The sequence below is a fragment of the Cupriavidus sp. CuC1 genome (assembly GCF_044627735.1).
In the GTDB taxonomy this organism is placed as follows: Bacteria; Pseudomonadota; Gammaproteobacteria; order Burkholderiales; family Burkholderiaceae; genus Cupriavidus; species Cupriavidus ulmosensis.
Genome location: NZ_JBIUHC010000041.1, coordinates 24,223 through 50,626 on the forward strand (window position 1 = coordinate 24,223; position 26,404 = coordinate 50,626).

General features: G+C 64.7%; 22 protein-coding genes. 17 read left to right on the forward strand and 5 right to left on the reverse strand.

Features of this window, described 5'->3' with window-relative positions:
• Window positions 1-792, forward strand: coding sequence for a hypothetical protein (locus tag ACGLHR_RS19015; protein WP_400095848.1), 792 nt, complete (start codon window positions 1-3; stop codon window positions 790-792).
• A 60-nt stretch (window positions 793-852) separates the two neighbouring features.
• Window positions 853-2,184 carry a transporter gene (locus tag ACGLHR_RS19020; RefSeq protein WP_400095849.1) on the forward strand — a complete coding sequence of 444 codons (1,332 nt, stop codon included), beginning with the start codon at window positions 853-855 and terminating at the stop codon, window positions 2,182-2,184.
• 78 nt (window positions 2,185-2,262) lie between these two features.
• Here ACGLHR_RS19020 and ACGLHR_RS19025 read toward each other — a convergent pair whose 3' ends face one another.
• The 3 genes from ACGLHR_RS19025 to ACGLHR_RS19035 all read right to left on the reverse strand — a co-directional run bounded on the left by ACGLHR_RS19025 (window position 2,263) and on the right by ACGLHR_RS19035 (window position 6,175).
• Window positions 2,263-3,633 carry a sigma 54-interacting transcriptional regulator gene (locus tag ACGLHR_RS19025; RefSeq protein WP_400095850.1) on the reverse strand — a complete coding sequence of 457 codons (1,371 nt, stop codon included), beginning with the start codon at window positions 3,631-3,633 and terminating at the stop codon, window positions 2,263-2,265.
• Between the two features lie 125 nt (window positions 3,634-3,758).
• Window positions 3,759-4,229, reverse strand: coding sequence for a hypothetical protein (locus ACGLHR_RS19030; protein ID WP_400095851.1), 471 nt, complete (start codon window positions 4,227-4,229; stop codon window positions 3,759-3,761).
• A 593-nt stretch (window positions 4,230-4,822) separates the two neighbouring features.
• On the reverse strand, window positions 4,823-6,175 hold the full coding sequence (locus ACGLHR_RS19035; RefSeq protein ID WP_400095852.1) for an NCS2 family permease: 1,353 nt from the start codon (window positions 6,173-6,175) through the stop codon (window positions 4,823-4,825).
• A 391-nt stretch (window positions 6,176-6,566) separates the two neighbouring features.
• Here ACGLHR_RS19035 and ACGLHR_RS19040 point away from each other — a divergent pair, with 391 nt between their 5' ends.
• Both ACGLHR_RS19040 and ACGLHR_RS19045 read left to right on the forward strand, forming a co-directional pair.
• Window positions 6,567-6,770 (forward strand): cold-shock protein, encoded by a 204-nt coding sequence (locus ACGLHR_RS19040; RefSeq protein ID WP_006159057.1) that lies wholly within the window; start codon window positions 6,567-6,569, stop codon window positions 6,768-6,770.
• 1,767 nt (window positions 6,771-8,537) lie between these two features.
• A complete protein-coding gene (locus ACGLHR_RS19045) occupies window positions 8,538-9,632 on the forward strand; it encodes a replication protein RepA (protein WP_400095873.1) in 1,095 nt (364 codons plus the stop codon).
• A 223-nt stretch (window positions 9,633-9,855) separates the two neighbouring features.
• On the opposite strand, the gene ACGLHR_RS19050 is transcribed toward ACGLHR_RS19045, so the two are convergent.
• Entirely contained in the window at window positions 9,856-10,059 is a 204-nt protein-coding gene (locus ACGLHR_RS19050) for a cold-shock protein (RefSeq protein ID WP_006159056.1), read from the reverse strand.
• 365 nt (window positions 10,060-10,424) lie between these two features.
• Here ACGLHR_RS19050 and ACGLHR_RS19055 point away from each other — a divergent pair, with 365 nt between their 5' ends.
• Window positions 10,425-11,084, forward strand: coding sequence for an AAA family ATPase (locus tag ACGLHR_RS19055; protein WP_006159055.1), 660 nt, complete (start codon window positions 10,425-10,427; stop codon window positions 11,082-11,084).
• A gap of 2 nt (window positions 11,085-11,086) precedes the next feature.
• A complete protein-coding gene (locus ACGLHR_RS19060) occupies window positions 11,087-12,100 on the forward strand; it encodes a ParB/RepB/Spo0J family partition protein (RefSeq protein ID WP_400095853.1) in 1,014 nt (337 codons plus the stop codon).
• A gap of 56 nt (window positions 12,101-12,156) precedes the next feature.
• On the opposite strand, the gene ACGLHR_RS19065 is transcribed toward ACGLHR_RS19060, so the two are convergent.
• Entirely contained in the window at window positions 12,157-13,866 is a 1,710-nt protein-coding gene (locus ACGLHR_RS19065) for a phage integrase family protein (RefSeq protein ID WP_400095854.1), read from the reverse strand.
• 498 nt (window positions 13,867-14,364) lie between these two features.
• Between ACGLHR_RS19065 and ACGLHR_RS19070 the strand changes: the two genes are divergently transcribed.
• The 11 genes from ACGLHR_RS19070 (at window position 14,365) to ACGLHR_RS19120 (ending at window position 26,377) form a co-directional block, all read left to right on the forward strand.
• Window positions 14,365-15,225, forward strand: coding sequence for a response regulator transcription factor (locus tag ACGLHR_RS19070; protein WP_400095855.1), 861 nt, complete (start codon window positions 14,365-14,367; stop codon window positions 15,223-15,225).
• Window positions 15,226-15,433: 208 nt separating this feature from the next.
• Window positions 15,434-15,883, forward strand: a complete 450-nt coding sequence (locus tag ACGLHR_RS19075) for a DNA-binding response regulator (protein WP_400095856.1) — start codon at window positions 15,434-15,436, stop codon at window positions 15,881-15,883.
• A 99-nt stretch (window positions 15,884-15,982) separates the two neighbouring features.
• Window positions 15,983-16,306 carry a hypothetical protein gene (locus ACGLHR_RS19080; RefSeq protein WP_318231514.1) on the forward strand — a complete coding sequence of 108 codons (324 nt, stop codon included), beginning with the start codon at window positions 15,983-15,985 and terminating at the stop codon, window positions 16,304-16,306.
• A 646-nt stretch (window positions 16,307-16,952) separates the two neighbouring features.
• Window positions 16,953-17,621: a phosphatase PAP2 family protein gene (locus ACGLHR_RS19085; protein WP_400095857.1), complete on the forward strand. Its 669-nt coding sequence runs from the start codon at window positions 16,953-16,955 to the stop codon at window positions 17,619-17,621.
• A 126-nt stretch (window positions 17,622-17,747) separates the two neighbouring features.
• Window positions 17,748-19,157 carry an undecaprenyl-phosphate glucose phosphotransferase gene (locus ACGLHR_RS19090; protein ID WP_318231512.1) on the forward strand — a complete coding sequence of 470 codons (1,410 nt, stop codon included), beginning with the start codon at window positions 17,748-17,750 and terminating at the stop codon, window positions 19,155-19,157.
• Window positions 19,158-19,285: 128 nt separating this feature from the next.
• A complete protein-coding gene (locus ACGLHR_RS19095; RefSeq protein ID WP_400095858.1) occupies window positions 19,286-19,537 on the forward strand; it encodes an acyl carrier protein in 252 nt (83 codons plus the stop codon).
• Window positions 19,534-20,733, forward strand: a complete 1,200-nt coding sequence (locus tag ACGLHR_RS19100; protein ID WP_400095859.1) for an acyl-CoA dehydrogenase family protein — start codon at window positions 19,534-19,536, stop codon at window positions 20,731-20,733. Before ACGLHR_RS19095 ends, ACGLHR_RS19100 begins: the two co-directional genes overlap by 4 nt.
• 10 nt (window positions 20,734-20,743) lie before the next feature.
• Window positions 20,744-21,748 (forward strand): amino acid--[acyl-carrier-protein] ligase, encoded by a 1,005-nt coding sequence (locus ACGLHR_RS19105; protein ID WP_400095860.1) that lies wholly within the window; start codon window positions 20,744-20,746, stop codon window positions 21,746-21,748.
• Window positions 21,748-22,740, forward strand: coding sequence for a DUF1839 family protein (locus ACGLHR_RS19110; RefSeq protein ID WP_400095861.1), 993 nt, complete (start codon window positions 21,748-21,750; stop codon window positions 22,738-22,740). The genes ACGLHR_RS19105 and ACGLHR_RS19110 overlap by 1 nt, the downstream gene beginning before the upstream one ends.
• Before the next feature lie 12 nt (window positions 22,741-22,752).
• Window positions 22,753-25,377 (forward strand): glycosyl hydrolase 2 galactose-binding domain-containing protein, encoded by a 2,625-nt coding sequence (locus ACGLHR_RS19115; RefSeq protein ID WP_400095862.1) that lies wholly within the window; start codon window positions 22,753-22,755, stop codon window positions 25,375-25,377.
• A gap of 277 nt (window positions 25,378-25,654) precedes the next feature.
• The gene (locus ACGLHR_RS19120) at window positions 25,655-26,377 is read left to right on the forward strand and encodes a Crp/Fnr family transcriptional regulator (protein ID WP_318231507.1); all 723 of its coding nucleotides are present in this window, start codon (window positions 25,655-25,657) and stop codon (window positions 26,375-26,377) included.
• The last annotated feature ends 27 nt before the right edge of the window (window positions 26,378-26,404 follow it).

Sequence of the window (26,404 nt, forward strand, 5' to 3'; positions counted from 1 at the left end):
ATGGACACCGCGCATCGCCTCCTCTGCCTGGGCTGCTCCGCCGGCATGGCGCTGGTCACGCCAACGCTTGCGCTCGCGTCCTCCGAGGCTGACGATGCCAGCGACGTGATGGCAGCGCCAGCGATGGCCGAACTTGTCTCCGACGCGGAAATGGCCGGCGTGCGCGGCAAGTACATGGGGGCGAGCCTGGTCAGCGGCTTTGTGGTGGAAATGGTCTCGCGCTGGCAGAACGACACAGTGATCGCCACGGCAACCGCCCGTGTGGCCGCCGCCAACCTCGCCGCCAGCAACGCGGCCGCGCAGGCCACGGCGAGCCTGTCGGCTCACGTCCAGAGCCTTGCCCCGGGCAATGTGCAAGGCAATGGCGGCATAGCCAGCTCCGCGGTGCGGGCGGCGGGCGTGGGCCAGGTCGCGCAGATCGCCGGCGACGGCAATTCGGCCAGCAACGTCAGCACCATCACGACCCAGACCACGCCCATCGCGGCGGTGCCGACCGCGAGCGTGGCAAGCAACACCCCGGCATCGAAGGTGGCACATGCCAACGGCATCACCGCCAGCGCCACGGTCGCACCAGGCGGCGGCGTGTCGCTGGCCATCCAGTCGGCCGCGGGCAGCGCCACGCAGAATGCGCAAGGCGGCAGCCTGATGCAGGCGGCGCGCATCACGGGCGACGCGCAGCAAGTGCTCAACCTCACCAACATTACGCTGCAGGTGCAGCAACTGACGATCCGGCAACTGACACAAACCAGCATGCGGGACGCACTAGCGGCAATCGCAACGATGCGACGATAATCCAGCATGCAAAGGGCTGGCGCACCCGCTTCGCGCCCATTCAGATTTCCGGGGGGAAAGATGAAGACCGAATTCGCTCTGATAGGTACCCTGGCGGGTACGCTGATCTCGGCTGGCGCGTGGGCGCAGGTCAGCGCCCAGCCCAGTGCCGACGAGCGGATCGAACGGCTGACACAACTGGTCGAGCAACAAGACAAGACCATCAAGGCTCTCGAGCAGCGCCTGAACGACCTGGAAATGGTCGGGGCGCGCGGGCGAGGGGTAGTAGTGGGAACGGGGAGCAGTGCCGACGGGAACGCCGGTGGCGCCATGGCCGCCGCCGGTGTTCCCTCCTTGGCACAGAGCGCCGGCCCCGCCGCGAGCGGCGCGACCACGGCGACGCCTGCCGGCGACACGCCGGTAGTGGGCTCGGATGCGCGCGAGACACAGCAACAGGCACGCGTGCAGAGCAAGGACCTGGTCTACCAGAGCGAGCATGCGCCACTGTTCGAGCGGCGCCTGACCATCGACAGCGGCTTTATCTACAGCTACTACGACCGGCGCGCCCTGTCGCTGTCCGGCTTCCTGGCGCTGGATGCCATCTTCCTCGGCACCATCAACCTCAACCAGACCAAGTCGCACACGCTCACGTACGATACCATCGCGCGCTACGGCCTGTCCGACCGCCTGTCGATGGACTTCGATCTGCCGGTGATGTACCGCAACACCAACTTCATCTCCGGCGGCGCGGGCGGCTCCGCCTCGAGCCTGTCCGATGCCACGCTCAGCACCACGGCGCTGGGCGATATCAGCATGGGCTTGTACTACCAGTTCCTGCGCGAGAGCGGCGCCGCGCCTGACGTGGTCGGCAGCATCCGCGTGCGCGCGCCCACCGGGCGCACACCGTTCGGCATCAAGCTGGTGTCGGCGGATTCCAATAACAACAACCTCAACATCGCCGACCGGTTGCCAACGGGCAACGGCGTGTGGGCCGTGACGGCCGGGCTGTCGCTGCTCAAGACGTATGACCCCGTGGTGCTGTTCCTCAATGCCAGCTACACCTACAACATCAAGCGCTCGGTGAGCGATATCTCTTCGGTGCAGGGGCAAGTCACGCCGGCCGACGTGAAGCTGGGCGACACCATCGGGTTCGGCGGTGGCCTCGCGCTCGCGCTCAACGACCGCACGTCGATGTCGATGGCCTTCAATGCCGCTATCTCGTCCAGCACGCAGGTCACCACCTCGGGCATCACGCAGACCGTGATCGGCAGCCGGGCTAACGTGGCAACCATGACATTCGGCTTCAATCACGTGATCACCAAAGGCTTGTCGGTGAGCACCGCGATCGGCCTCGGGCTTACGCCGGACGCGCCGAACTACACTGTGACGCTGCGTTTCCCCTATACGTTCTGAACGCCGCGGGGGCGCGAGCCTGCAAAGCAAAGCAAAGCGGGCCGCGGCCCGCTTCTGCCTTGTGCGTCCCCTCGCCGGCTATTCGCCGGCGCCGGGGTGTGCTTCGATGCGGATATTGTGCTTGTGCATCAGCCGGTACAGCGTAACGCGCGAGACGTTGAGCTCGCGCGCGGCCGGCACCACGTGGAAACCGTGGCTCGCCATCACGGTACGGATCGCCTCGCGTTCCGCCTCTTCGCGGATCGCGTCCAGGGTCTTGCGTGGCGAGTCGCTGCCGCCGTGCAGTTGCAGGTCCTCCGCCGTGATCTTGCGGTTATCGGTCATCACGATGGCGCGCCGTACCCGGTTGATCAGTTCGCGCACATTGCCCGGCCACTCGTATTGCATCATGGCCTGGGTGGAACATGGCGAGAATCCGCGAATGCGCCGATGGGCCTCGTGGCCATGCTCGGCAAGCACCGAGTTGGCCAGCAGCAGGATGTCCTCTCCGCGCTCGCGCAACGGCGGGATCGACAAGGTCAGCACGCATAGCCGGTGGAACAGGTCGGCACGAAAGCGCCCGTCCGACTGCGCCGCGACCAGGTCCACGTGCGTCGCCGAGATAATGCGCAAATCCAGCGGGATCGACTGGTGGCCGCCAAGCCGGGTGATGGTGCCTTGCTGCAAGAAGCGCAACAGGGCAACCTGGCTTTCCAGTGGCAGGTCGCCGATTTCATCGAGAAACAAGGTACCGCCCTGCGCCTGCTCGATCCAGCCGATCTTGCGCTGGTTGGCGCCGGTGAACGCGCCCTTCTCATAGCCGAACAGTTCGGACTGCACCAGGTGCGGGGGAATGGCGCCGCAGTTGATCGCCACGAAAGGGCCTTTGCGCCGGCTCGAGGCTTCATGGATGGCTTGCGCCGCCAACTCCTTGCCCGTGCCGGACTCGCCGGAGATAAAGACGGGCGCCTCGTTGTGCGCGACCTTGGCGAGCGAGCGGAACATGCTGCGCATCACCGCGCACTCGCCGATCATGGGACCGTGGCCGATCAGTTCGTGGCTACGCGCGCCATGCAGGCACGCCATGCCATGGGCATGCTTGAGCGTGTAGAGCAGTTCGCTGAACGAAAACGGCGTGCGCACGTAGTCCACGCAGTAGTCGCGTATCAGCCGGCGCACGCGTTCGTCTTCCAGCATGCGCGACGACGTGATCGCCACCCACATCACGTGCAGGTATTGCAGGCTCTGCTCGAGCTGCGTCAGCTCGGCATCGCTGTATTCCGTCTCGAGATCGAGCACGCCGGCCATCGGCGCGCTGCCCCGCACTACCCGGCTAAGATCCCGGATCTGCTGGATGTGGCGAATCTCCCAGCCAGAGCCGAACTGGGCCGGATCAAATCCATAGGCTTCGTGGCGCGATACGACCAACACCTGTGCGGTGCGTGTCGCCGCCTTGCACAGTCGGTCCATAACGTTCTCCCTGACATTGAGCATCTTGACTATTCCGGCTTGCTCCGCGGTCCCGCTCTCATGCGGGCCCTGTATGCGGTCAAGCCGAGTCGGTTGAGGGGCATCCCCCACGCGCAACGTCGGCATCACGGCTTGGACTGACTACGGGACTGCTCGCCAAGAATGGCGGTATGGTCGCCACCGGCATGGAGCTGGTCGCGAATATGTCGGCGCACCTGGTCTTTCTCGCGCATCAGCTCGGTACGCGGCGCTTCCGGCGATTGGCCGGAGTACCGGTAATAGAGCGCCTTGTAGGTCAACTGGCTGAGTATCCATTCCTGCAGCAGCGCGCGCTGGCGGGACAACTCACCATCCATCGTTCGTTGTCGCTGCAGCAATTGCTCGATCGCGGTGCGCGCGTAAGCCGGCAGCGTCTGGTCCTGGCTCAGGAACGCTTCGACGGTACTGGCGGCGGGGTCGCCGCGCTCGCTGGCGCGGCTTCGGCGTGGTGCCTCGGCTGCGGCTTCTCCCAAAGCCGCCCAGGCACGGTGAATGGAAAGACTGGCGGACTCGCTGATGGGCCCTATGGCGGGTCGCCGGATTTCTCCTGCAGTCATGATTGATCCCCGTTGAACAACACCCCCGGCACTACACGTTCGCGATTGCCACTTTTGTTTAGTCTTATTGTTTGCTCTAATCGGGCGGGCGTGTATCCGCGCGCTCCTTTTCGTGGTGGCGAAGCCATCTTGGCGATGGTTTGCTCATTCAGTCCTTGCCCTCTGTCTTGAGGTGGACTTGTTGTTGTCGCGATAGCAAGCCTGACGACGCTGAGCCAGCCGGCGCGACCCCGGAGTGCCGGAGTCAAGAAGGGGCGCCCTGAAGCGCCCCGCAATCTGCCACGCCTCTAGTTCAGTGCATTTGGGCCAGTTTGTCCAGTCCTCAGTATGGGTACTCAGCCGAATATCATCCTTTAGTATGAGCGCCTTGGCACACATAATCTGCCACGCGAGGTAATTGGTCACTTACATTCCGCGCAGAAATGGGTACGCAATCTTATTCGGAGGTAGGCTCCGGGTACGCAGAAACAGGTACGCCCCCGCGTGGCGGGGAAACGCGGGAGGGTCGCGGCGAGCCACGCAGAAACGGGTACGCTCTTCTCGTCACCCGGCAAACGCGCTCGCCTATGCGGCGCTTCAAGCGGGCGCCTGGCTCAATGCCCCGGCAAGTAATAAAACTTGAAGATGAAGACCGCCGCGATGATCCACACCATGAGCGGGACGCTCCTGGCGTGTCCGGTCAGCAGCTTGAGCCCGGCATAGGTGATGAAGCCGAAGGCCACGCCGTTGGCCACCGAATAGGTGAAGGGCATGCCGAGCGCCGTCAGGACGGCTGGGACTACCTCGGTCGCGTCGCTCCAGTCCAGGTCCACCAGCTCGCGCAGCATCAGGCAGGACACGTAAAGCAGCGCCGGCGCAGTCGCATAACCCGGCACCGTGCCCGCGAGCGGCGAAATGAACAGACAAGCGAGGAAAAGCACCGCTACGGTGACCGCGGTCAGCCCGGTGCGGCCGCCCGCCTGCACGCCGGAGGCACTTTCGATATAGGCGGTGGTGGACGACGTGCCCAGGAACGAGCCCGCCATGATCGCCGTGCTGTCGGCCATCAGCGCCTTGTTCAGCCGGTCCATCTTGCCCGCCTTGAGCAGCCCGGCGCGATTGGCCACGCCCATCAGGGTGCCGGTGGCATCGAACAGCTCGACCAGGAAAAACACCAGCACCACGTTGATGATGCCGATCGACAGCGCGGCGGAAATGTCCAGCTTGAACAGGGTCGGCGCAATCGAGGGCGGGGCGGAAAACACGCCGTGGAAGGTGTTGTCGCCCACCACGAAGCTGAGCAGGGTGGTCAGCAGGATGCCGATCAGGATGGCGCCTTTGACCTTGAGGTGGTCGAGCGCGACGATCGCAAAAAAGCCGACGATCGCAAGGATGGCAGGGGTCTGGTGCAGGTCGCCGATGGTGACGAGGGTGGCGGGGCTCGCGGTGACGATGCCAGCGTTCTTGAGCGCGACGATGGCAAGGAAGAGCCCGATGCCCGCGGTAATCGCCACCCGGATCGAGTGCGGGATGCCGTTGACGATCATCTCACGCACCCGGAACAGGGTCACGAGCAGGAACAGGCAGCCGGAGATGAAGACGGCGCCCAGCGCGGCCTCCCAGGGAAAGCCCATGCCCTTGACAACCGTGTAGGCAAAGTAGGCGTTCAGTCCCATGCCCGGCGCCATCGCGATCGGGTAGTTGGCGTACAGCCCCATGATCAGCGTGCCAATCGCGGCCGCCACGCAGGTTGCCACGAATACGGCGTCCTTCGGCATGCCGGCATCGCCCAGGATGCTCGGGTTGACGAAGATGATGTAGGCCATGGTCAGGAACGTGGTCAGCCCCGCCAGCAGCTCGGTGCGCACGTCCGTCCGGTGCTCGCTAAGCTTGAACCAGCGTTCCACCAGCGAAGCGCCGGCGGCGGCGGGTGGCGTGGGTTGGCTGATGGGTTCCTGTACCGGCATGGGGTCTCCTGTTATCGTGGTTGCGGCCTGTGTTTCCGGCTTGCGCCTGCGGCTCGGGTTGCGTGCCGTGCACGCCGGCCCTGCCGAGCGTACTGTCGGGCAATTTCCGCCTCGGCGCAGCGCTAGCGGCGAATAGGCTTCATCTGAAGAACGTGATGTTCCAACGATGGCTGGCAGTGGATCCAGGCAGACATCCAGAATGACCCTACCTTGACGCTGGCGCTAATCCGCCGTATAAACCCCGCTAGATTCAAGCGACGAGGCAACAGCACATTCGTTAGCCACCGTCATGGTACTTCCGTTGTCCATGGTGTCCTTTCCTTGAGTTGCTTTGCTCGGATATGCGTGAGCTATCCGTTTCTTTTAAATTTTTCCCAGGAAAAGCAATACCATGCAAACCGGTATCGTTAAATGGTTCAACGACGCCAAGGGCTTCGGTTTCATCAAGCCGGACGCTGGCGGTGACGATCTCTTCGCGCACTTCTCTGAAATCCGCTCCGACGGTTTCAAGTCGCTGCAGGAAAACCAACGCGTGTCGTTCGAAGTCAAGAACGGCCCGAAGGGCCTGCAAGCTGCGAACATCACGCCGCTGTAAGCAGTAGACTGGCACCCCGCTAGGGGTGCGCCCAGTCAGGAAGACCCCGCCTCTCGAGGCGGGGTTTTTTTTCGTCCCGCAATCCGCCTTGGCCTTGCCCAAGTCCCGCACCGCAGTGGGATCGCCGCAGAGACGGCGCCACTGCTCTCGCCTGGCACGCCATCAGCCAATCCCCCTCGCAAGGCACGCAGAAACGGGTACGCCCCGCTCTCTGCGGCCAGATCGATCCCGGCATGCCTGCGAATCCCCACGCAGAAATGGGTACGCACGGTGCTGTTGGACCGGCCCATCGCTCTCAGGCTGGCTTCCGTGCTGGCCAGCGCGCCGCAGAAACGGGTACGCCCCCTCCCGGGGACCGAGATTTCACCGCCTGTAGTCGCCTCTCCTGAAGCCGGGCAGCGACCAGCCACGCAGAAACGGGTACGCAAGGTGTGAAATTCAGCTGCGCATCGGCATCTGAGCGCAGCGAGCATCTCCGAGGGCATCTCGCAAGGGGTCGACTGACGCAATATCACAACGCAGAAACGGGTACGCCGCCGTTTTTTTTCTTCTCGCCGCCCCGGCAACTCGAACACCTGAAATTTCGCAGAAACGGGTACGCCCAGGCGCTCAGATCGCGTTTTCGCGCACCTGCTTGCCCCCTCCAGGCAGTCCCTCGGCCGTATTCCACGTCGCTTACCGCCCCAATTTCCTTGCCCAGGCAAGGAAATTGTCATTTTCGCGCAGAAATGGGTACGCGCTGGACCCTTCCCGGCCTGGTTGCCGCCGCAGAAACGGGTACGCATGTCTGACAGACGCTCGCAGCAGAAACCCGCATCGGCACGGGCCCCTTCGGCAGCAAGCGCAGAAACGGGTACGCCTGGCAAAACCTTTTTACCTATTTGCTATTTTTGAGTGCAAGCACTCGCTTTCGGTACGAAGCTTGTGTATAATGAGAAGAGAAATATTTTTCCCGCAAGAGGACCCGCCAGGTGGACGCAGAAACGGGTACGGAATGCGGAAAACGTGGTCGCGGCAGGCACGCAGAAACGGGTACGCTTTCGGCGAAACGCGATCTCCAACAGGGGTTCGCAGAATTGGGTACGCCGCAGAAACGGGTACGCTTCGGGCAGGCGAACCCTGAAAAGTCGGTTTTCAAATGCCCCAGCGCAGAATTGGGTACGCAAATGGAACGGCGAGGGCCTTCGCTACGCAGAATTGGGTACGCAAGGCGGCTAAAAGGGCTTTGGTAAACCTGGGGGCGTACCAAAATCTGCGGGGATAACTTCTCCGAAACGCCGGTTTACGCGGTATACGTGACGAAAAGCGCTCAGCGCACGCAGAAACGGGTACGCTTTTGATGCTCCCAACTGTGGAAAAGCCTGTGGGAACAGGGAGTTATCCACGCAGAAACCGGTTCGGGCTTTGCGCTGAAACGGGTTCGGTATACCGCAGAATCGGGTACAGCACTTCGCAGAATCGAGTACGGTTTCACGCAGAATCGGGTTCGCGGAGGGTGTTTTTCCCCATACGAATCAAGGCCCTGGGTCTCCCGTATACGGTTTACAAGTAGTTAACCCATACTCTTAACGTTTACCGGTAGCTGATGGCTGGCCTTCCGTGGACAACCCTTCGGGATTGCCCACCGCAGTCCACCATGCAATCAGCCATGAGACCCAGCACCCCCAAAACACGCGGCATTGCAGGAAATTCGTCTACCGAACCCGTTTCTGCGTGACAAGGCGGATTGCTTCGCGTAAAAAGTCGTGTATTCCGAAGCACGCCAATATGCCCATCAAACGCAGCCAGACCATCCTTGGGTCTCGCGGTCCAGCCGATATGGACAGTGAGCCCCCCCGCATCATCGTTCCCGGCGACGAGAACAGTCTGGTTCCGTCCGAGAAGTTCCAGCGCCTGTTCGACGAAGCCCAGGCCATGGAACGCGAAGATGCCTGGCAAAGTGGCGAGGTTGGCTTTCTGAGCCGCGCCAGCGTGCAGGTCACCTTGCCTTACCGGGCGCCAAAGGGCGCCCCGCCAGTGTGGACGCGGACCAGCGGAAATATTTCGCTGATGATCCAGCCTGGATACTTCACCCAGCAGCGTTCAGAGAAGGCCAGCAACGGTCGCCAGAAACTGGTGTCCGAGACGGTCTCGCTGGGCTATCCCTATGGCTCCTATCCGCGCTTGATGCTTGCCTGGATCGGTAAGGAGATCATGGCCAAGAAGAAGCGCGGCGAGTTTACCGGGACGGTAGAGGACCGCCGCATTTCGCTGGGCAATTCGTTGTCCGAGTTCATGTACAACCTGGGCATTCCGATGGCCACAGGTGGCAAGCGCGGCACCATGACCTTGGTGCGCCAGCAGATGATCCGCCTGTTCTCGGCCACCATTGCGATCGTCCAGAACAAATCCACGCCGAGCCAGAATCAAAACCAGAGCCACGAGCCGCTTTCGATCGATCGCGTCGGTTATCTGCTGGCAGACCAGCTGTCGACCTGGTGGGATCCCATGCAGCCGGGGCAAGGTTCGATGTTCGAGAGCTTTGTGGTGCTGTCCGAGCCGTTTTTCAATGAACTGGTTAACCGGCCCGTTCCAGTCGATATGCGTGCGCTGAAGGCGCTCAAGCAGTCGCCGTTCGCGCTGGACGTATACTCCTGGCTGACTTACCGCTTCTTCACGATCCAGCGTCGTACCGAGATTCCGTGGGAAGCCCTGCAGATGCAGTTCGGCACTGAAACCGAGAGTGAGCGAAAATTCCGCGCACTGTTCCGCAAGGCGCTCAAGGACGTGCTGGTTGTCTATCCGGGCGCCAAGGTGGACGCGGATTCGTCCAAGGCCCTGATCCTGCAGCCTTCCCGGACGAGCGTTCGCAAGCTCGCCTGAGCCTGGCCGGATGCATTGCCGAACCCGCCCGCTGAACCACCGGGCGGGTTTTTCATTAGGTACGCCGGAAATGGAGCGGAACCGCCTCGGCGTTGAGCAGGGGAGAGGTTTTCGCGCTGCAAGAAGCACAAAAGGCAAGCGTGGAACGCTTGCCTTTTGCTTTGCCTACCGCGTCAAGCCCGAGAGCCCGGCGCAGTCTGCGATTTCGGCGTGATTCGTGAGATCAGGCCGGCTTGATGGCGGATGCCTGCAAGCCCTTCGGGCCCTGCTTTACTTCAAACGTGACGCGCTGACCATCCTTGAGCGTCTTGAAGCCCGAACCCTGGATTTCGGAGAAGTGCGCGAACAGATCCGCACCGCCGTCGTCCGGGGTAATGAAGCCAAAGCCCTTGGTCTCATTGAACCATTTGACCGTACCGGTTGCCATGTGAATTTCCTTTCGAAGCAAGTTCTTGTACACAACGCAAACAACGCTAACAACCGTTCAAGCACGCTAAGTTCTCGTAGTTACCGAACGGACGCCGACGAGGTGACACGACTTGACTCGACTGTTGCGCGCATCATAACCAGTTTGTCTAGTTGTGTCATGTGCGTCGAAAGACGCACTATCGCTACTTTAGGCGTATTCCATGCCGCATTTCAAGTGGAAATCTTTCATTTCCATAACGCGAAATATTCCCGCCAATATTACATTTAAAATATAAATTCAAAAAACAGTTGAGCCAGCACGTCACTTTGACTAAAGTTGCGGCTAGAGATAATCGCGCTTTCAGCGCTGAAAGAGAGGTCGTAGTGCCAGCTAAAATCATCACGGTCTTTAACCAGAAAGGCGGGTGCGGAAAGACTACGGTCAGCATGCATCTCGCAGGTACGCTCGGATTGCGCGGCGCGCGATCGATGCTTGTGGATATGGATGAGCAGGGCACGGCAACGCGCTGGGCTGCCCAGGCAAGCGACGAGCGGCCTTTTCCTGCTTCCGTGATCGGCCTGGCTCCGTCCGGCGGCGCGATGCACCGCGAAGTCAGGAAATTCATCCAGGACTACGATTACATCGTGGTCGATTGCCCTCCGGCGGTACATTCGGCAGCGCCTTCGAGCGCCCTGTTGATTTCCGATCTGGCAATCATCCCGGTTGTCCCATCGCCTCCCGACCTTTGGGCCGCGGTGGCCGCCAAGACCCTGGCCCAACACGCTCAGGTCCAGAATGAGACCTTGCGTATTCGCGTCATGGCAAACATGGTGCAGCGACGCGTTTCCATTGCGCGCCAGGCGATTGAAATCCTCGGGGACGACCTGGAGATACCGCTGATGCAATCGATGATCGGCTCGCGCTCACCGTTCCGCGAATGCCAGGCGATTGGATGCACCGTGCACGGTGTGGCAGGCGCGCGCGAGTCCGTGCAGGAAGTCGACATGATGGTCGACGAAGTATTGTCTTTGATCGAGCACTAGGTATGGCGACAAAATTGAAAAGCCTCAAGGCAGGCATGTTGGCGGGAATGGCGGCTGAAAAAACGCGAGGAGACGCAATCGATCGCTTTGCCCGTGCCGAAGCGGCAATTTCGCAACACCCGAACGGCTTGCTCCAGGCGCGCGGCCGAGAGCCAACCCCCATTTTCAGCGCTGAAAGTGAGTTCGAGGAGGAGGGCGGCCGGATCCTGATGAACGTGCCGCTGGCGCAGCTCCACGACAATCCGTTCAATGCCCGCCGCATCTACGATCCGGTGGTGGTGCAAGAACGCGCGGCTTCGATCGCCACTCACGGCCAGAAGACACCGGGCCTGGCGACACCGGATCCGGCCCGGCCAGGGCACTACATCCTGATCGATGGCCACTACCGCAAGCGTGCGCTGGCCTCCGCGGGCAAGCTCGAGATGGAATGCTTCATCGAGAGCAACCTGAGTGACCTCGATTTCTACCGGCTGTCCTTCTTGCTCAATGAGCAGCGTTCCGATCAGTCGGCGCTGGACAATGCGATTGCCTGGCGACAACTGCTGGACGAAGGCAAGGTCCAGAAAGAGGAAGATATCTGCGAACTGACGGGCATGTCAGCCGGCACGGTTAACAAGACGCTGGCGCTGCTGAGACTGCCCGAGTCGGTCCTGGGCGTCATGCGCGAGCGTCCCAGCGCGATCGGGATTGCCACCGGCTATGAGCTGACGCTCTACTGCAAGATCGTTGGCGAGGACCGCACGCGGGACCTAGCCACACGCATCATGGCAGAGGGCTTGTCCAGCCGTGAGGTCGAGGCGATTCGCAAGCATGCGCAGGAAGGCAAGGCGCGCAAGATCAAGGAGATCAGCCGCCAATACAAGATCCGCAGCGACGCCGGGCAGTTGCTGGGCACGATCAAGGAGTGGGATTCCGGGCGCGTGGTGCTGGACGTTCAGGTGGGCGACCGAGGCGCGCGCGAAGCCTTGGTCGAGACCCTCAAGGCGCGTTTCGGCCTGGAGAAGACCGCTAGCTGACAGCTTGCGTAGAAGAGAAGAGGAGAGGGGGAGGGCAGCGCTCACCACCCCACCGGTCACCCCAGGGCCGCAGCGACACGGTCCTCCATGCCTGCCCCAGAATCCTCAGGGGCCATGCTTCCCGCCCCGCCCGCCGCAACGCGTTTCATCCGGGTTCTTCGCCCCGCCAGGTCGCGCGGCGAGCGGGCCGCAAACTCGCCATCTTCGGCCTCCCGATACCGCTCCATTGTCTGGCTCAGCAAGGCGTGCAACCCCCTTACCGAATAGCCTGAGCCAGGCGACCTGTCTGCCTTGCGCCTGGCACGGCCGGTCGGTGGAAGCCGGGGAGGGCCGACGAGCACGATCGGCTGGCCAGCCAGGCTGGCCCAATCCAGCCCGCGGTCCTGCCAGTGACGCTCCAGTGCGCTGCGAGCGGCTTCGCTAAGACCCTCGTTCCCGCGGCGCTCTTCCATGGCGCCGGGCGTACCAACTTCTTCATGCGTACCAACTTCTTCGTGCATTCCAAGCTTGTCGCGCGTGAACGTCGCCAGGCTCGCAAATCCGATCGGCTGCTCTTGCAACAAGCGCACTGCGGCTTCGGCGGCGCGATAGCGAAGGCCTTCGGGATCCCGGCCCTGGGCAGCTAGCCAGGCCAGGAATCTAGCCAGCGCTTCGGGCTCGAGGGTGGTACCGGCGGCAACCGGCACCGCCATGCGCAACGCCATCCTCTTCGCCTGGCTCTCGGGCTGCCAGATGTGCTCCGCAACATGCCCCTGGCTTTGCAGCCATTCAAACAGCGCTCCCAGGATGCGCGAAGCATGGAGCACGCTGCTCTCCGATAGCGGACCGGTGAACGGCCGCCATGCCGCGGACTCCCTTGGCGCACGCGGGCCGACCCACAACCGCGCGGGAGCAGGATGACGAAGGAAAGCAAAATAGTCCTGTCGATCCTGTCGATCCAGCTTGGCCAGCGGCTTGCCTCGCTCCATCGCCGCCCAGAGCAAGAGCCGCTCGGCCTCCTTGCGGTAGGCCAGCCAGGTACTTTGCTGCGCCTGATTCGCTGCGAGCCAAGCCCGAACGGCAGCAAGGTCACTTCTAAACGTGCTTACAACATCACTCACGGGCTCGATGGTCGCCACCGTACCCGATTCATCTTCGCGCATCAGTTCAAACGGCACCAGCTGGCGCAACCGCGGCCCAAGCGTGGCTTCGGCCAGGGCGCCCCGGGCGAAAACGTGCTCGCGCAGCAACGGCTCTCCGCGCTCATCCCGGACGACATCCCGATGATCGGCGAGCCACCGGTTGATCGCTGCCCCGGCAAGGGCGCCGATGCGCGGCACCGAGCGCCACCATGCATTGCCATGGCGATTGGCAAGATCCACCAGGACGTGCAGATTTGATATCTTTTGCGCTCGCAAGCGCCTCGCCAGGGCCGGGGAAAACCAGAGTTCGATGCCATGATCGGCACGAGGCTGGGCGGTACCAAGCCGCTCCAGTTCGGCCAGGGCTTCGACCCGTCGATCCATCCCCCGGTTAGAGCGGCCAGGGCCGCCTTCCAGCAGTTCGGCCAGATCCTGCCGGCTATGCAGGTGCGCCAGCTGCACCATGCGGTCGCGCAGCCCGAGCAGCAGCCGCAAGGCGGATTCGCCACCGGTGTCGTCATCGTCGCTGTCGTCGAAGAGGTAGCGCCCGGCTACCATGGCGGCCGGCATGCCCTGTACGTAGGCCCGAACAGCGGCAAATTCGCTGCGAGTGAGACTCAGGTTAGGGGCCTTACCGGGCTGCATGACAACGCTCGATTTGGTCGCTAAGATCTTGATTCATAAGGCACTTAATCAATCGCTAAATGCATCCGGGTATAAATGCATAGTGAAATTCAATGCCGATAATTATAGCGGCAAAACACCCCACTTTCCCCGGTTAACCCCCCTGGGGCAGCCCAATCCGGCCACGCCGCCCAACGCCGTTGGTATCGCACGACACGCTTCGCCGTGTGTAACCCTGACTTGCATTCACCCCCGCCAGTGCATATCCTGAGACCCAGAGTTAGATTTCTTTAACTCTGACTTAAGAAACATCTACAGCGTAAAAAGCGCAAACGGGGCGATTCGAAAGCGACTCCACGGGATGGTCAGTCCGGCAGCGGGACCTGGACGGGTACGCAGCCACGGCCTGGAGACGAAACGGATCGTATGGAAATGCAACCGCAGCATAGTGGGCATTTCCGTTAGCATGTGCGGGTTGTCGCGGGGCTCGCCATGCCGTAACAAAAAAAGAGAGCGGCCATGGCCACAATCCTCTTGATCGAGCCTCATCCCCTCCTGCGCCTGGGTCTGCGCCATTTGTTGACCCAGGCCGGCCTCCACGGCGACCTCGTCGATATCGATCCAGGCGCTCTGCCTTATCCAGCCGAGTGGCTCTGCCATGCCGACCTGATGATCTACGGATTGTCGGCGGATCCGGCATTGAGCTGGCAGGAACTGGAGCAGGTCTGCCAGACCCTGATGCCGAAGCGGGTGCTTGTGCTATCCGAACAGATCCTGTCGCCGCAAAACGGAGCCGCCATGCCCGACAGCGTGCGCGGCCTGTTGTCCAAGGCCTGCAGCGCCGACATGCTGGACGCGGCGATTCGCCTTGTTCTTGCCGATGGCGAGTGTTTTCCGGCCCGGGCCCAGGCGGGGCGCGTCAACGCGAATCCGGTCCCATGGCCTTCGGTCCCGGCCAGGCCGTCGCCGGCCACGCTATATATGCATGCCGGTCCGATCCAGGTGGACGGCGAACTCGCCGCTGCGGCCCATCCGGCGCAGCACCTCCCCACCGCCGCCACGCCCGAGCCGGAAACGCCCTCGGCCGGCTCGCACCTGCTCAATATTACCGAGCGCCAGTACGAGGTGCTGGCGCTGCTGGCGCGTGGCTATCCGATCAAGACCGTCAGCCGCCTGCTGAATATCTCGGTGGCCACCGCCAAGACGCATGCGTGCACCCTTTACCAGCGGCTGCACGTGCGCAACAAGGGCGAGGCCGTGTACGTAGCGCTGCAGCGTGGCGCGAAGCTGAGCTGGCCGGGCCCGGCAACGGCTGCCGTGCCCGTTCGCGGCGCCGGGCTGTCGCCGGTCGAGTTGGCCAGTGTCTGCCAGGCGGCCTGATTGTTAGTCCCGCCGGGCGCGCGCAGTGGCGCCCGGCGGTCCAGAGCACCAGCGACTCCATCCTCTGCAACACGCCGCCTCATCCGAATGCACGAGGCGGCGTAGTGCTGTACTTGCTACCCTGATCAACAAGTGCCTCTCGCGGGAAGCCGATCCTGGCGCTCGCTGGCTTCGCGCAACCAACGCAACCCGCTGTCACCCACAGCCGATGACAACGCTCCTGCTTGCCCACAATATGATGCTGCGACGGGGTGTGCTGCGGCACCTCCGCGAGCTCTCCGCGCTCGCCCCCGTGCTATCGCAGACCCCCGAATGGCTGCTGGAAGCGACTCCGGCCGAATTACCGCCAGGTCCCATCGATTTCGCGCTGCTCGATTGCAGCGGCACCGATACCGATTCGTTCCGTCTGCTCGATGCACTCCACTCCCGCCTGGCGCCGCGGCGCTGGCTGGTCATGTGCGAGGCCCCCGACCCCGAGTTCGCGCGCTACGCCGCCAGCCTTGGCGCCAGCGGCTGCCTGCCGGTGCCCGCCACGCCCGAGCAAACGCGGGCCGCCGTGGCGCTGGTGCGCGCCGGCGGCCAGTGTTTTCCGCGCCGGGCTTTTGCCGTGCCACCGCCTTCCCCCATCAGTTCAGGTGGGTCTACGGCAAGGGGATGATGCGCGCGCCGATGCGGCCACCTATGCTGAAAGCGCGCGGATAACGAAGCCGGGACGCTCAGTGTCAAACCGGCCGCCGCGCGTTGCACAGGGGGTCGTATGGAAAACGGGCTGGATATCCTGGTCGTGCGCGGCTTTGCCGTGCCGGAGGGCCGGGGCAAGTGGGCGTGCTGCTACGAAATCAGGTTGACTACCGGGCGCGACGAACCGCTGCTGTATCGCGGAGAGTTGCATGGCAGGCGTTACGCATGCGAGGCTGCTGCGATCGCGGCAGCGACTTTTGCCGGTGAGCAGGAAGCACGAAGGCAAGTGGCATCCGTGCGGGCCGGGCTGCTCGCTCGCCACGAGTACTGCGTGGTGGTGGCGAGCGAGCCGGCGCTGGAGCGCGTGCATGAGTGCGTGCATGAGCCGGCGGCCGGCTAGGCCGCGGCCACTGGATAGGGCGTCCCGGTAGCAGCGCGGGATGCAGACACCTGGTCATCCGCGGCAAGACCACGAGGGCAGGACAAGAAGAGGGAGCGACGAGAAGCGCGTGTTCGGGGGACCGGAGCTTTTCCGGTGCGCATGCCGGCAGTGATGCGCGCACGCGTGTTTCGGTCGCAGCGCATGCTGCGCCGGATCTTGATGGCCACGGTCGAGCCGGCCGGCAGAGGCGGCAAACCGTGGCCTGTTTCTTTTCCTGCCTGCCGATGGCTGCCCGGCAAGATTGCCAAAACCAGAATGCGCCGCACAAAAAAAAAGAGTCCGCCGACCGGGGGACCATGCGGACTCTAAAGTGGCCTGCTCGATTCCGCTCGGCCGGCCACTCTCCGACGATAGCTAAACCCCGGCGGTAGCTGTATCGACCAGAAGACGCATCTGCCACATGGCTGAAGGGCTGGCCCGCCGGCTCCCCGCGCAGACCCGCCAGCCCAGCGCGCGCTTCGCGCCACCGCGTGGCCCCGCGGCTGGCACCCTGGCCGCCTCATGCTTTTGGCTGGGTTTAGGCCGACCCGAAAGCACGCGCGGCAGGCAAGCCCGTCGCGCAACTGTGTTACTTTGCTCGCGTGCTCGCCCCCTGACAGCCATCATGATTCCCTGGCATTTCATTTCCCGCTTTGGCGAAACCTCCCTTCTGCTGCCCTGCGCCGTGTTGATCGCCGCATGGCTGTTCCATGCCGGCGCCGTTGCCAGCGCGCGCCGCTGGGTGCTGAGCTTCGGTGTGACCGCCGCGGTGGTGCTGGCCTCCAAGCTGGCCTTCATGGGCTGGGGCATCGGCTGCGCGGCGCTCAACTTCACTGGGTTTTCCGGGCATAGCATGATGTCGGCGTCGGTACTGCCAGTGCTGTTCTACCTGGTCGTGTCGGCGCGGCATCCTCGTCTTGCGGTTGGCGCTGGCTGGATCGGCCTGCTGCTGGCGTTGCTGGTTGGCGTATCGCGGCTGAAGCTGGAGGCACATTCCGGCTCCGAAGTACTGAGCGGGCTTGCGCTCGGATTTGCCGTCAGCCTGAGCTTCATCTTCTGGGGCCGGCGGCCGGCCCGCTCCGCGCCGGCCCTGGCAGGCGCGCTGGTGGTCGTCCTGATGCTGGGGGTGCCGGCGGTTGGCGTCGCCGCGCCCACGCATCACTGGCTCGAAATCATTGCCGCCCGGCTGGCCGGGCGCGACAAGCCATTCCAGCGCGGGCAATGGCGCGAATGGGCTGGCCAGCGCGAGGGTTCCGCGCTGCTGGCCTGCATGCCGACCTCCACGCCGCCCTGAGCCGGGCTGCCCAGCCGGCCAGCACGCGTCCTGAGCGTGTGTGTGCGCAAGCAAACAGACTGTATCGCCGCCGCGGCGCAACCATGATCTGCATAACAAGTCCGGCTCGCCGGATGGAGGCAAATCATGTCGACGGTGCGCGCATTCGTTGCCGAGAGGCAGGCCGCCCTGCAAATCCTGTATCGCTTCGCCGACGCGGCCATCGTTGCCGCCTGCGGCGCGGTGGTCGGCGCGCTCCTGTTCCCCCAAGGCCTGCGGGGCGCCGCCCCGGTCCATGGCTTCATCACCGTGCTGTGTTCGGTCAGCACCTTGCTGGTGTTCCCCGCCTGTGGCCTGTACAACTCCTGGCGCGGCCGCAGCCGCGCCGCGTTGGCGGTGCGCACGCTCGCGGCCTGGGGCGCGGTGTGCATGCTGGGCTTGGTCACTGCGTACCTGATGCACCAGTCGGCCGCGCTGTCCCGGCTCTGGTCGATGGGCTGGGTGCTGAGCGTCGCCGTCATGCTGCTGGCCTCGCGGGTGGTGCTCTACGGCATGCTGGGCAGCGTGCGCGAGCACGGCATCAATGCCAAGCGCGTCGTGATCCTGGGCTACGGCTCGCTCGGCCACGAGATGTACCAGCGCGTACGGAACAATCGCGGCGCGGGCTACGACGTGGCCGGTATCTACGACGAAGGCACGGAGCAGCCGGTGCCCGCGGGCGTGACGCGGCTGGATTCGCTACAGCAGGTCTGCGCGTTCGTGCGCAACAACGGCGTGCGCGAAATCTGGCTGACGCTGCCGATGGCTGCGTGCCGTGATCTCTATGACGTGGTATCCCACTTCCGCAATGACCTGATCGACATCCGCTGGGTGCCCGACATCATGGCGGTCGAGTTGCTCGGCCATCGCTTCAGCGACTTCCTCGGCCTGCCGGTCATCGACCTGAACAGTCCGCCGCAGTCGGGCATCACGGGTCTGCTCAAGGCCAGCTTCGACCGCGCCTTCGCGCTGGCGGCGCTGGTCGGGCTGTCGCCGCTGCTGCTGCTGATCGCCGTGCTGGTCAAGCGCTCCTCGCCCGGCCCGGTCCTGTTCCACCAGACCCGCCTGGGCATGGATGGCCGGCCGTTCCGCGTCTACAAGTTCCGCACCATGGTGCAGCACCAGGAAGCAGGCAGCGTGACCCAGGCCGTGCGCGGCGATGCGCGCGTCACCCGTATCGGCGCCTTCCTGCGCCGCACCAGCCTGGACGAGCTGCCGCAGTTCATCAACGTGCTGCGTGGCGAGATGTCGGTGGTGGGCCCGCGTCCCCACGCCATCGAGCACAACGAGATCTACAAGGAGGTCATCGATCGCTACATGCTGCGCCACCGGGTCAAGCCCGGCATCACCGGCTGGGCGCAGATCAATGGCCTGCGCGGCCAGACCGACACGGTGGAGAAGATGCGCAAGCGCATCGAGTTCGACATCTTCTACATCCGCAACTGGTCCTTCCGCCTGGACCTGCACATTATCCTGCGCACCGCGCTGCATGGCTGGACGGGACGCGAGGCGGTCTGAGCCGTTCGCGCCCCCGAGCACCGGCGCCGGCAACCGATATGCAAGGTTGGTGGGCCAGCGCACCGAAGGCGGCCTGCCGCTGCGGCCCAATGATGAATCCCGACCATCCTCACCGAGGAGACACAGTGATGAAGGCAACCATTCGACAAATCCTTGCCGATGTGGCGCGGCTCGACGTGTCGGTCGACGCGCTCGACGACCAGGCCGATCTTTACGAGGCCGGCTTGTCATCGCTTGCCACCGTCCATGTGATGCTGGCGATCGAAAACGCATTCAATATCGAGATCCCGGACGCCATGCTGACCCGCCAGCTCTTTCGCAGTGTCAACTCGCTGGCAGCGGCGGCCGCGCATCTAAGACAGCAACAGGAGGCAGCATGAGCCCCTCGCTAGCCAGTGTGGACCTGGCACGCCCGATGGCGGCCCACACCACCGCCGCCGAACTGATGGCTGCAGCGCAGCTCGCCGCGACCGAGGCGGCCAAGCATGCCGACCAGGTTGACCGCGACGCAGCCTTTCCGCATCAAGCCTTTGCCGCCATCAGGCAGCACCGGCTGCTCAGCGCCATGGTGCCCGCCGCGCACGGCGGCGCCGGCGCCTCGCTCGACACCGTTGCGGCCCTCTGCCGTGTGCTGGGCGGGGCCTGCTCGTCGGCCGGCATGGTCTACGCCATGCACCAGATCCAGGTGGCTTGCATCGTCGAGCACGGCACGGGGAGCCCTTGGCATGAGCATCTGCTCGAACGCATTGCCTCGGAACAGTTGCTGCTCGCCTCGGCCACGTCCGAAGAAGCGATCGGCGGCGCGCTGCGCAACAGCGGCTGCGCCGTCAATGTCGAGAGCGGCCGCTTCCATCTGCTCAAGATGGCGCCCACGATTTCCTATGGCGCGCATTCCGACGCCATCCTGGCCACCGCGCGCCGTCATGCCGATGCCTCGCCCTCGGACCAGGTCATGGTGTGCTTGCTGAAAGACGATTTCACGCTGCAGGGCCTTAGCACCTGGGACACCCTTGGCATGCGCGGCACCTGCAGCAACGGCTTTCGCCTGGAGGCGCGCGGCGCCTGCGAGCAGATCCTGCCGGTGGCGTTCGGCGAGATCGCGGACGGCACCATGACGCCGGTTTCGCACATCCTGTGGGCCGCCTTGTGGACCGGCATCGCCGGCGATGCCGTGCAGCGCGCCAAGGCCTTTTTCCAGGGCCAGGCGCGTGCGCGCCCGGGCTCGCTGCCGCCCTCGGCGACGCGGGTGGCGGATGCGGTGGCGATGGTGCAGATGATGGAAGGACGGATCGAGCTCGCATTGGCGCACCAGCGCCAGCGTCACGCTGGCCTCTCGGTGTCGGCGCTGTTCTCGCTCGCCGCGGAAATGAACGGCCTGAAGACCAGCGTCAGCACGATGGCGATCGAGGCCGTGCAGCAAGCGATGATGGTCTGCGGCATGGCCGGTTACAAGCAGGGCACGCCCTACAGCCTGGGGCGTCACCTGCGCGATCTCTGGTCCGCGCCGCTGATGATCAACAACGACCGGATCCTGACCAATACCGCCAGCCTGCTGCTGGCCGAGCGTTCCAGCTAGGGAGCACGACATGGATGCCAACGTCAGCGTGGAAGATCGCGCCAGTTCCGCGCCCGGGGACGCCGCCGCCGCCTCGGCCGCTACGCCCTCGTACAGCGATCCGCAGGCAGGCCAGCGGCGCTACCAGCAGGCATTGATCGAGGCGGGCCTGCTGATCCCGAGCGGGGTCGATGGCGTCTATGGCCGCAGCGCAGTGTTCGAGGCCATCGCGGACGGGCTGAACGTGGCCGTTACCGAGCTCGGCGCCGACCAGCGCGCGGAAGTGATGCGCTTTCCGCCCGCCATGTCGCGCAAGGATTTCGAGGCCAGCGACTACCTGAAGAGCTTTCCGCAGCTAGCCGGCACCGTGCACAGCTTCTGCGGCAGCGATCGCGATCATCATCGCCTGCTGGCGCGGATGGAGACGGGCGAGGAATGGGCCGACGAGCAGCGGCCGACCCGCGTGGTGCTGACGCCGGCCGCGTGCTACCCGATCTATCCGGCGGTGGCGCGGCGCGGCCCGATGCCGCCGCAGGGGCTGGTGGTGGATGTGCTGTCGTATTGCTTCCGCCATGAGCCGTCGATCGATCCGGCGCGCATGCAGATGTTCCGCCAGCGCGAGTACGTGCGCCTGGGCAATGCAGGGCAGATCATCGCCTTTCGCCAGCTGTGGATGGAGCGCGGCCAGCAGCTGGCCACCATGCTCGAGCTCCCGCACGAGGTGGACGTCGCCAATGACCCGTTCTTCGGGCGTGGCGGCAAGATCGTGGCGGACAGCCAGCGCGAACTGAAGCTCAAGTTCGAGCTGCTGATCCCGATCAACGAGGGCGCCCCGCCCACGGCGTGCATGAGCTTCAACTACCACATGGATCACTTCGGCCAGGTGTGGACGCTGCGCACCGCCGACGGCGAGCCGGCGCACACCGGCTGCGTGGGTTTCGGCATAGAGCGCCTGACGCTGGCGCTGCTGCGCCACCACGGCTTCGACCTGTCGCTGTGGCCCAAGGACGTACGCGCCACCCTGGGAGGGCTGTAATGCTCGTCGACCCGCGATCCCTGGAGCGTGGCACGCACGTGTCGCACGCCTTGCACAATGGCAATCCCGTCTGGCCGCAGACCAACTGCTATGTGGACCTGTGGATCGAACTGCTGCACGGCTGGGGGCTGGACCCGGTGGCGGCGCTCGGCTTCACCGTGTCGCAGGATTTCGAGGGCGACCAGTTCACCTTCTTCAAATACCCGCCGGACGATCTCGAACGTCTCTACGGCGTGGTGGTGCAGGAGCTGTCGCTATATGAGTCGATGGAAGACCGCGTCGCCGGGCAGACCTGCCGTGGCCACGTGGTGCTGCTCGAGGTGGACGGCTTTTACCTGCCGGACAACCGGGCCACATCGTACCGCCGCGAACATACCAAGACCACCATCGGCATCGATGTGATGATGCCCGAGACGCAGTCCGTGGGTTATTACCACAACGAGGGCTATCACGTGGCCAGCGGCGAGGACTACGCCGGGCTGTTCCGCCGCCTGCCCGCGCTGGCGGACGACGTGAACCTGCTGTTCCCGTACGCCGAGGTGGTGCGCCGCCGCTTCCCCGCGCTCGAAGGGACGATGCTGGTGCGCGCCTCGCTGGCGCTGCTGCGCAAGCACCTGGCGCGCCGTCCGCGGCAGAATCCGATCACAGCCTTCCGCACAGCGTTTCCCGCGCATCAGGAAGCGCTGATGGCGGGTGGCGAGCAAACCTTCCATCCCTACGCCTTCAGCGTGCTGCGCCAGCTCGGTGCCAACTTCGAGCTGCTTGGGCAGTACCTGCGCTGGCTGGTGCAACACGGCCAGCCGATGCCAGAGAGCATTGCGGGCGCGTGCCAGAAGCTCGCGTCCGAGGCCATGGTGATGCAGTTCCGCCTGGTGCGTTCCATCATCAGCCGCCGCGTGGATCGCTGCCGCGATTGCCTGGACCAGCTCGAGGCTTCCTACGAGGCGGCGGTGCCGGCGCTGGCGGGCTACGTGGGCGAAGCCGAGTACTGAGGGCCGCCCGCCATGCACGCGCCGCTCGCCTTGACGCCCGTCCCCGGGCGACCCGCGCACCGGCAGCCGCTCGCCGGCGACTGGACCTTGCTGGAGACGCCCGCCGGCGCCGTGGCATCGCCCGCGGCGCTGGCCGGGCGCGGCCCGTGGCTGCCGGCCCAGGTGCCCGGGACGGTGGCGCAGGCGCTCCAGACTGCGGGGCAATGGCAGGCGGCGGCGCCTCGGCCGCTGCACGATCACGACTACTGGTACCGCGTGACGGTGTGCGGCGCGGGCGCGTACCGCCTGCGCCTGCACGGCCTGGCTACCGTGGCCGAGGTCTGGCTGGGCGAGGTGCGCGTGCTCGACGCGCAGAACATGTTTACGGCCTTTGAGGCCGAGCTCCATCTCGATGGCGAGCATGTGCTCTGCCTTTGCTTCCGTTCGCTACACCGCTGGCTGCGCACGCAGCGCGGCCCGGTGCGCTGGAAGCCGCGCATGATCACGCCGCCCACATTGCGCCTGGTCCGCACCACGCTGCTTGGCCACATGCCCGGCTGGTGCCCCAGCGTGCACACGATCGGGCCCTGGCGCGGCATCGACCTGCTGCCGCTAGCCACCGACGCAAGCCCGCTGCTGACGGCGCGCCTGGACCTGCAGGCATGCCTGGCCGCCGATGCGGCGCAAGGCGGTGTCATCCGCTTGCGCCTGCGCGACGTGGCACCGCTGCCGCCAGCGATGACGATCATGCTGTGCGCCGATGGCCGCGAGGCACCCGTGACGGCAGTGGACGCCGGCATCGGCGGCATCGTCTACGAGGGCGAGCTGAGCGTGCCCGAGCCGCGCTTGTGGTGGCCGCACACGCATGGCGCGCCCGAGCGCTATGCGGTGCACCTGCGGCTTGGCGAAGAGCGCATCGCGTGCGGACAGGTCGGCTTTCGCCGCATAGAGATCGACAGGTCCAGCGATGGCGGCACCGACGGCCTGGCGGATCGCGAAGAAGACGCCCAGGGCTTTGCGCTGCGCATCAACGGCGAGCGCATTTTTTGCCGCGGGGCCTGCTGGACCAGCCACGACCTTGCCGGCCACGCCGATGCACCCGCCGAAGTGGAAAAGTGGCTTGCGCTGGCACATGGCGCGGGCATGAACATGGTGCGCGTAAGCGGCGTCACCTGCTACCAGGGCGAGGCCTTCTTCGACGCGTGCGACGCGCTGGGCCTGCTGGTCTGGCAGGATTTCATGTTCGCTAACTTCGATTACTCGGCCAACGCCGAGGCCGCGCGCCCGCTGATGGCGCAGGCCGGGCGTGAGGTCAGCGAGTGGCTGGCGGCGCATCGCCATCATCCCAGCGTGGCGGTGCTGTGCGGCGGCAGCGAGGTCGAGCAGCAGGCCGCGATGATGGGCACGCCCGCGGCCACCTGGCGCCAGCCCTTGTTCGACGAGATCATTCCGGCGTGCGTTGCGGCCTGGCATCCCGACGCGGTTTATGTGCGCAACTCGCCGTGCGGCGGCGCATGGCCCTTCCAGGCCGACAGCGGCGTGACGCATTACTATGGAGTGGGTGCCTACCAGCGCCCGCTCGACGACGCGCGCCGCGCCAATGTGCGCTTTGCCTCGGAGTGCCTGGCATTCTCCAACGTGCCATGCGCGCGCACCATGTCGGATGCGCTCGCGGTTCCGCCCGTGCACGACCCGCGCTGGAAGGCCCGCGTGCCGCGCGATGCCGGCAGCGGCTGGGACTTCGAGGACGTGCGCGATTTCTACCTGCGCGAATTGTTCAAGGTGGACCCGCCGCGCCTGCGCTATGAGGACACCGCACGTTACCTGGCGCTGTCCCGCGCCGTGGTGGCGGAGGCGATGACCGACGTCTTCAGCGAATGGCGCCGAGCGGGCTCGACCTGCTCGGGTGGGCTGGTGTGGCAGTTGCAGGACCTGCTGCCGGGCGCGGGCTGGGGCATTATCGATGCGCTGGCCCGGCCCAAGTCGGCCTGGCATGCCTTGCGCCAGGTGTGGCAGCCGCTGCAGGTGCTGATCACCGACGAAGGCCTCAACGGCATTCACCTGCACCTGATCAATGAGAGCGCCACGCCGCGCAACGTGCGCCTGCAACTGCAATGCTGGCGCGACGGCGAGACCGCGTTGCTCGATGTAGCGCGCGATGTGTGCCTGGCCCCGCGTTCCACGCGGCGCATCAGCGGCGCCGCGCTGGCCGGGGCCTTCTTCGATTTCACCTATGCCTATCGCTTTGGGCCGCGCATGCATGACGTGGTGCGCGCCGCACTGGTGGATCCGCACCATGGTGCCTTGTTGAGCCAGGCCTGCTACCTGCCCGATCGCAGCGCGGCCGCGCTCGAGCCGCCGGAGCTGACGGTCGACGTGGCGCGCGAAGACGGCGACTGGTGGCTGACGGTGTCAACGCGGCGCTTTGCGCGCTGGGTGCATATCGACGATATGGCCTTTCGCGCGGAGCAGGACTGGTTCCATCTCGCGCCCGGCAGCCAGCAGCGGGTGAAACTCTTACCCGACGACGGCACGAAAGGTGGAGGCCATGGAGGAGCGCAGGGTGTAGGCGTTGCGCAGGCGGATCCCATCCCGATGGGGGAGGTCCATGCGCTCAATGCGCGCCGCGCGATTGCCTACAGCGCGCCAGGCGCCTGAAGAGGCGGAAAAACGCTAGGCGATGGCGGTGCGAAGCGCCGCTTGGCCGTCATTGCCGCGCGCCGGCGATGCGGCCTGGCCGCGCTCTCACACCTACCGAAGGATGATCAGGTTTCAACCGTGCGGCTACTGTTGGCAGGGCCACATATGGCACTTAATACAAGCACAAATGCCGTGCGAACCAGGGTCAAAGAATAGGTGGTCGGCGCGGGTCCCCGGATCACGGCGGGCCGGCTTCGGTCGATGAGTTCGTACGGCTGGTCACGGGGAGTGGGAAATGATCAGTCAGCGTTCGGATCTACACGTCAATCATGTGCTTGGAGCCTTGCCGCGCAAGGATTGGGAATCACTGTCGTCACATCTTGAGCTGGTGCGCATGCGCGCCGGGCAGTTGCTGACCGATTCCGGCCAGCGCATCCATCATGTCTATTTCCCCACGACGGCCATCATTTCGATGCTGTCGCTGCTGGAGGACGGCGCCACCGTAGAGATCGCCGCCATCGGCAATGAAGGCCTCGTCGGCATCCCGGTGCTGACCGGTGGCGACACCATGCCCTGCCGCGTCGAGGTACGCACGCCGGGCTTTGCCTACCGCCTCTCGGCCGCCACGCTCAAGCAGGAATTCACGCACTCCCCGGCGATCCAGCGCGTCACCCTGCTCTATGTGCAGGCCGTGCTCACCCAGATCGCGCAGACCGCCGTGTGCAATCGTCACCACTCGCTCAACAAGCAGCTTTGCCGCTGGCTGCTGCTGGCCCTCGATCGCATGGCGTCCAACGAGCTGGTGATCACCCAGCAGGTCATCGCCAACATGCTCGGCGTGCGCCGCGAAGGCGTGACGGAAGCCGCCGGCAAGCTGGAGGACCTGGGCTTGATCCAGCATAGCCGCGGGCACATCACGGTGCTCGACCGGCATGGGCTGGAGGCGCATTCCTGTGAGTGCTACAAGCTCGTCAAGCGCGAGTTCGATCGTTTGCTGCCGGCGCTTGCCAGTGCTTGAGGCGGGAGCGGGGTTGGGTCAGGGAGA

What these genes read in the sequence shown, in the direction of transcription:
- ACGLHR_RS19085 (WP_400095857.1), top strand. Translation starts at nt 16,953, where the DNA reads ATGATTCCCTGGCATTTCATTTCCCGCTTTGGCGAAACCTCCCTTCTG.
- ACGLHR_RS19035 (WP_400095852.1), bottom strand. Translation starts at nt 6,175, where the DNA reads ATGCCGGTACAGGAACCCATCAGCCAACCCACGCCACCCGCCGCCGCC.
- ACGLHR_RS19090 (WP_318231512.1), top strand. Translation starts at nt 17,748, where the DNA reads ATGTCGACGGTGCGCGCATTCGTTGCCGAGAGGCAGGCCGCCCTGCAA.
- ACGLHR_RS19045 (WP_400095873.1), top strand. Translation starts at nt 8,538, where the DNA reads ATGCCCATCAAACGCAGCCAGACCATCCTTGGGTCTCGCGGTCCAGCC.
- ACGLHR_RS19030 (WP_400095851.1), bottom strand. Translation starts at nt 4,229, where the DNA reads ATGACTGCAGGAGAAATCCGGCGACCCGCCATAGGGCCCATCAGCGAG.
- ACGLHR_RS19020 (WP_400095849.1), top strand. Translation starts at nt 853, where the DNA reads ATGAAGACCGAATTCGCTCTGATAGGTACCCTGGCGGGTACGCTGATC.
- ACGLHR_RS19060 (WP_400095853.1), top strand. Translation starts at nt 11,087, where the DNA reads ATGGCGACAAAATTGAAAAGCCTCAAGGCAGGCATGTTGGCGGGAATG.
- ACGLHR_RS19110 (WP_400095861.1), top strand. Translation starts at nt 21,748, where the DNA reads ATGCTCGTCGACCCGCGATCCCTGGAGCGTGGCACGCACGTGTCGCAC.
- ACGLHR_RS19065 (WP_400095854.1), bottom strand. Translation starts at nt 13,866, where the DNA reads ATGCAGCCCGGTAAGGCCCCTAACCTGAGTCTCACTCGCAGCGAATTT.
- ACGLHR_RS19080 (WP_318231514.1), top strand. Translation starts at nt 15,983, where the DNA reads ATGGAAAACGGGCTGGATATCCTGGTCGTGCGCGGCTTTGCCGTGCCG.
- ACGLHR_RS19015 (WP_400095848.1), top strand. Translation starts at nt 1, where the DNA reads ATGGACACCGCGCATCGCCTCCTCTGCCTGGGCTGCTCCGCCGGCATG.
- ACGLHR_RS19050 (WP_006159056.1), bottom strand. Translation starts at nt 10,059, where the DNA reads ATGGCAACCGGTACGGTCAAATGGTTCAATGAGACCAAGGGCTTTGGC.
- ACGLHR_RS19100 (WP_400095859.1), top strand. Translation starts at nt 19,534, where the DNA reads ATGAGCCCCTCGCTAGCCAGTGTGGACCTGGCACGCCCGATGGCGGCC.
- ACGLHR_RS19070 (WP_400095855.1), top strand. Translation starts at nt 14,365, where the DNA reads ATGGCCACAATCCTCTTGATCGAGCCTCATCCCCTCCTGCGCCTGGGT.
- ACGLHR_RS19025 (WP_400095850.1), bottom strand. Translation starts at nt 3,633, where the DNA reads ATGGACCGACTGTGCAAGGCGGCGACACGCACCGCACAGGTGTTGGTC.
- ACGLHR_RS19075 (WP_400095856.1), top strand. Translation starts at nt 15,434, where the DNA reads ATGACAACGCTCCTGCTTGCCCACAATATGATGCTGCGACGGGGTGTG.
- ACGLHR_RS19105 (WP_400095860.1), top strand. Translation starts at nt 20,744, where the DNA reads ATGGATGCCAACGTCAGCGTGGAAGATCGCGCCAGTTCCGCGCCCGGG.
- ACGLHR_RS19115 (WP_400095862.1), top strand. Translation starts at nt 22,753, where the DNA reads ATGCACGCGCCGCTCGCCTTGACGCCCGTCCCCGGGCGACCCGCGCAC.
- ACGLHR_RS19120 (WP_318231507.1), top strand. Translation starts at nt 25,655, where the DNA reads ATGATCAGTCAGCGTTCGGATCTACACGTCAATCATGTGCTTGGAGCC.
- ACGLHR_RS19040 (WP_006159057.1), top strand. Translation starts at nt 6,567, where the DNA reads ATGCAAACCGGTATCGTTAAATGGTTCAACGACGCCAAGGGCTTCGGT.
- ACGLHR_RS19095 (WP_400095858.1), top strand. Translation starts at nt 19,286, where the DNA reads ATGAAGGCAACCATTCGACAAATCCTTGCCGATGTGGCGCGGCTCGAC.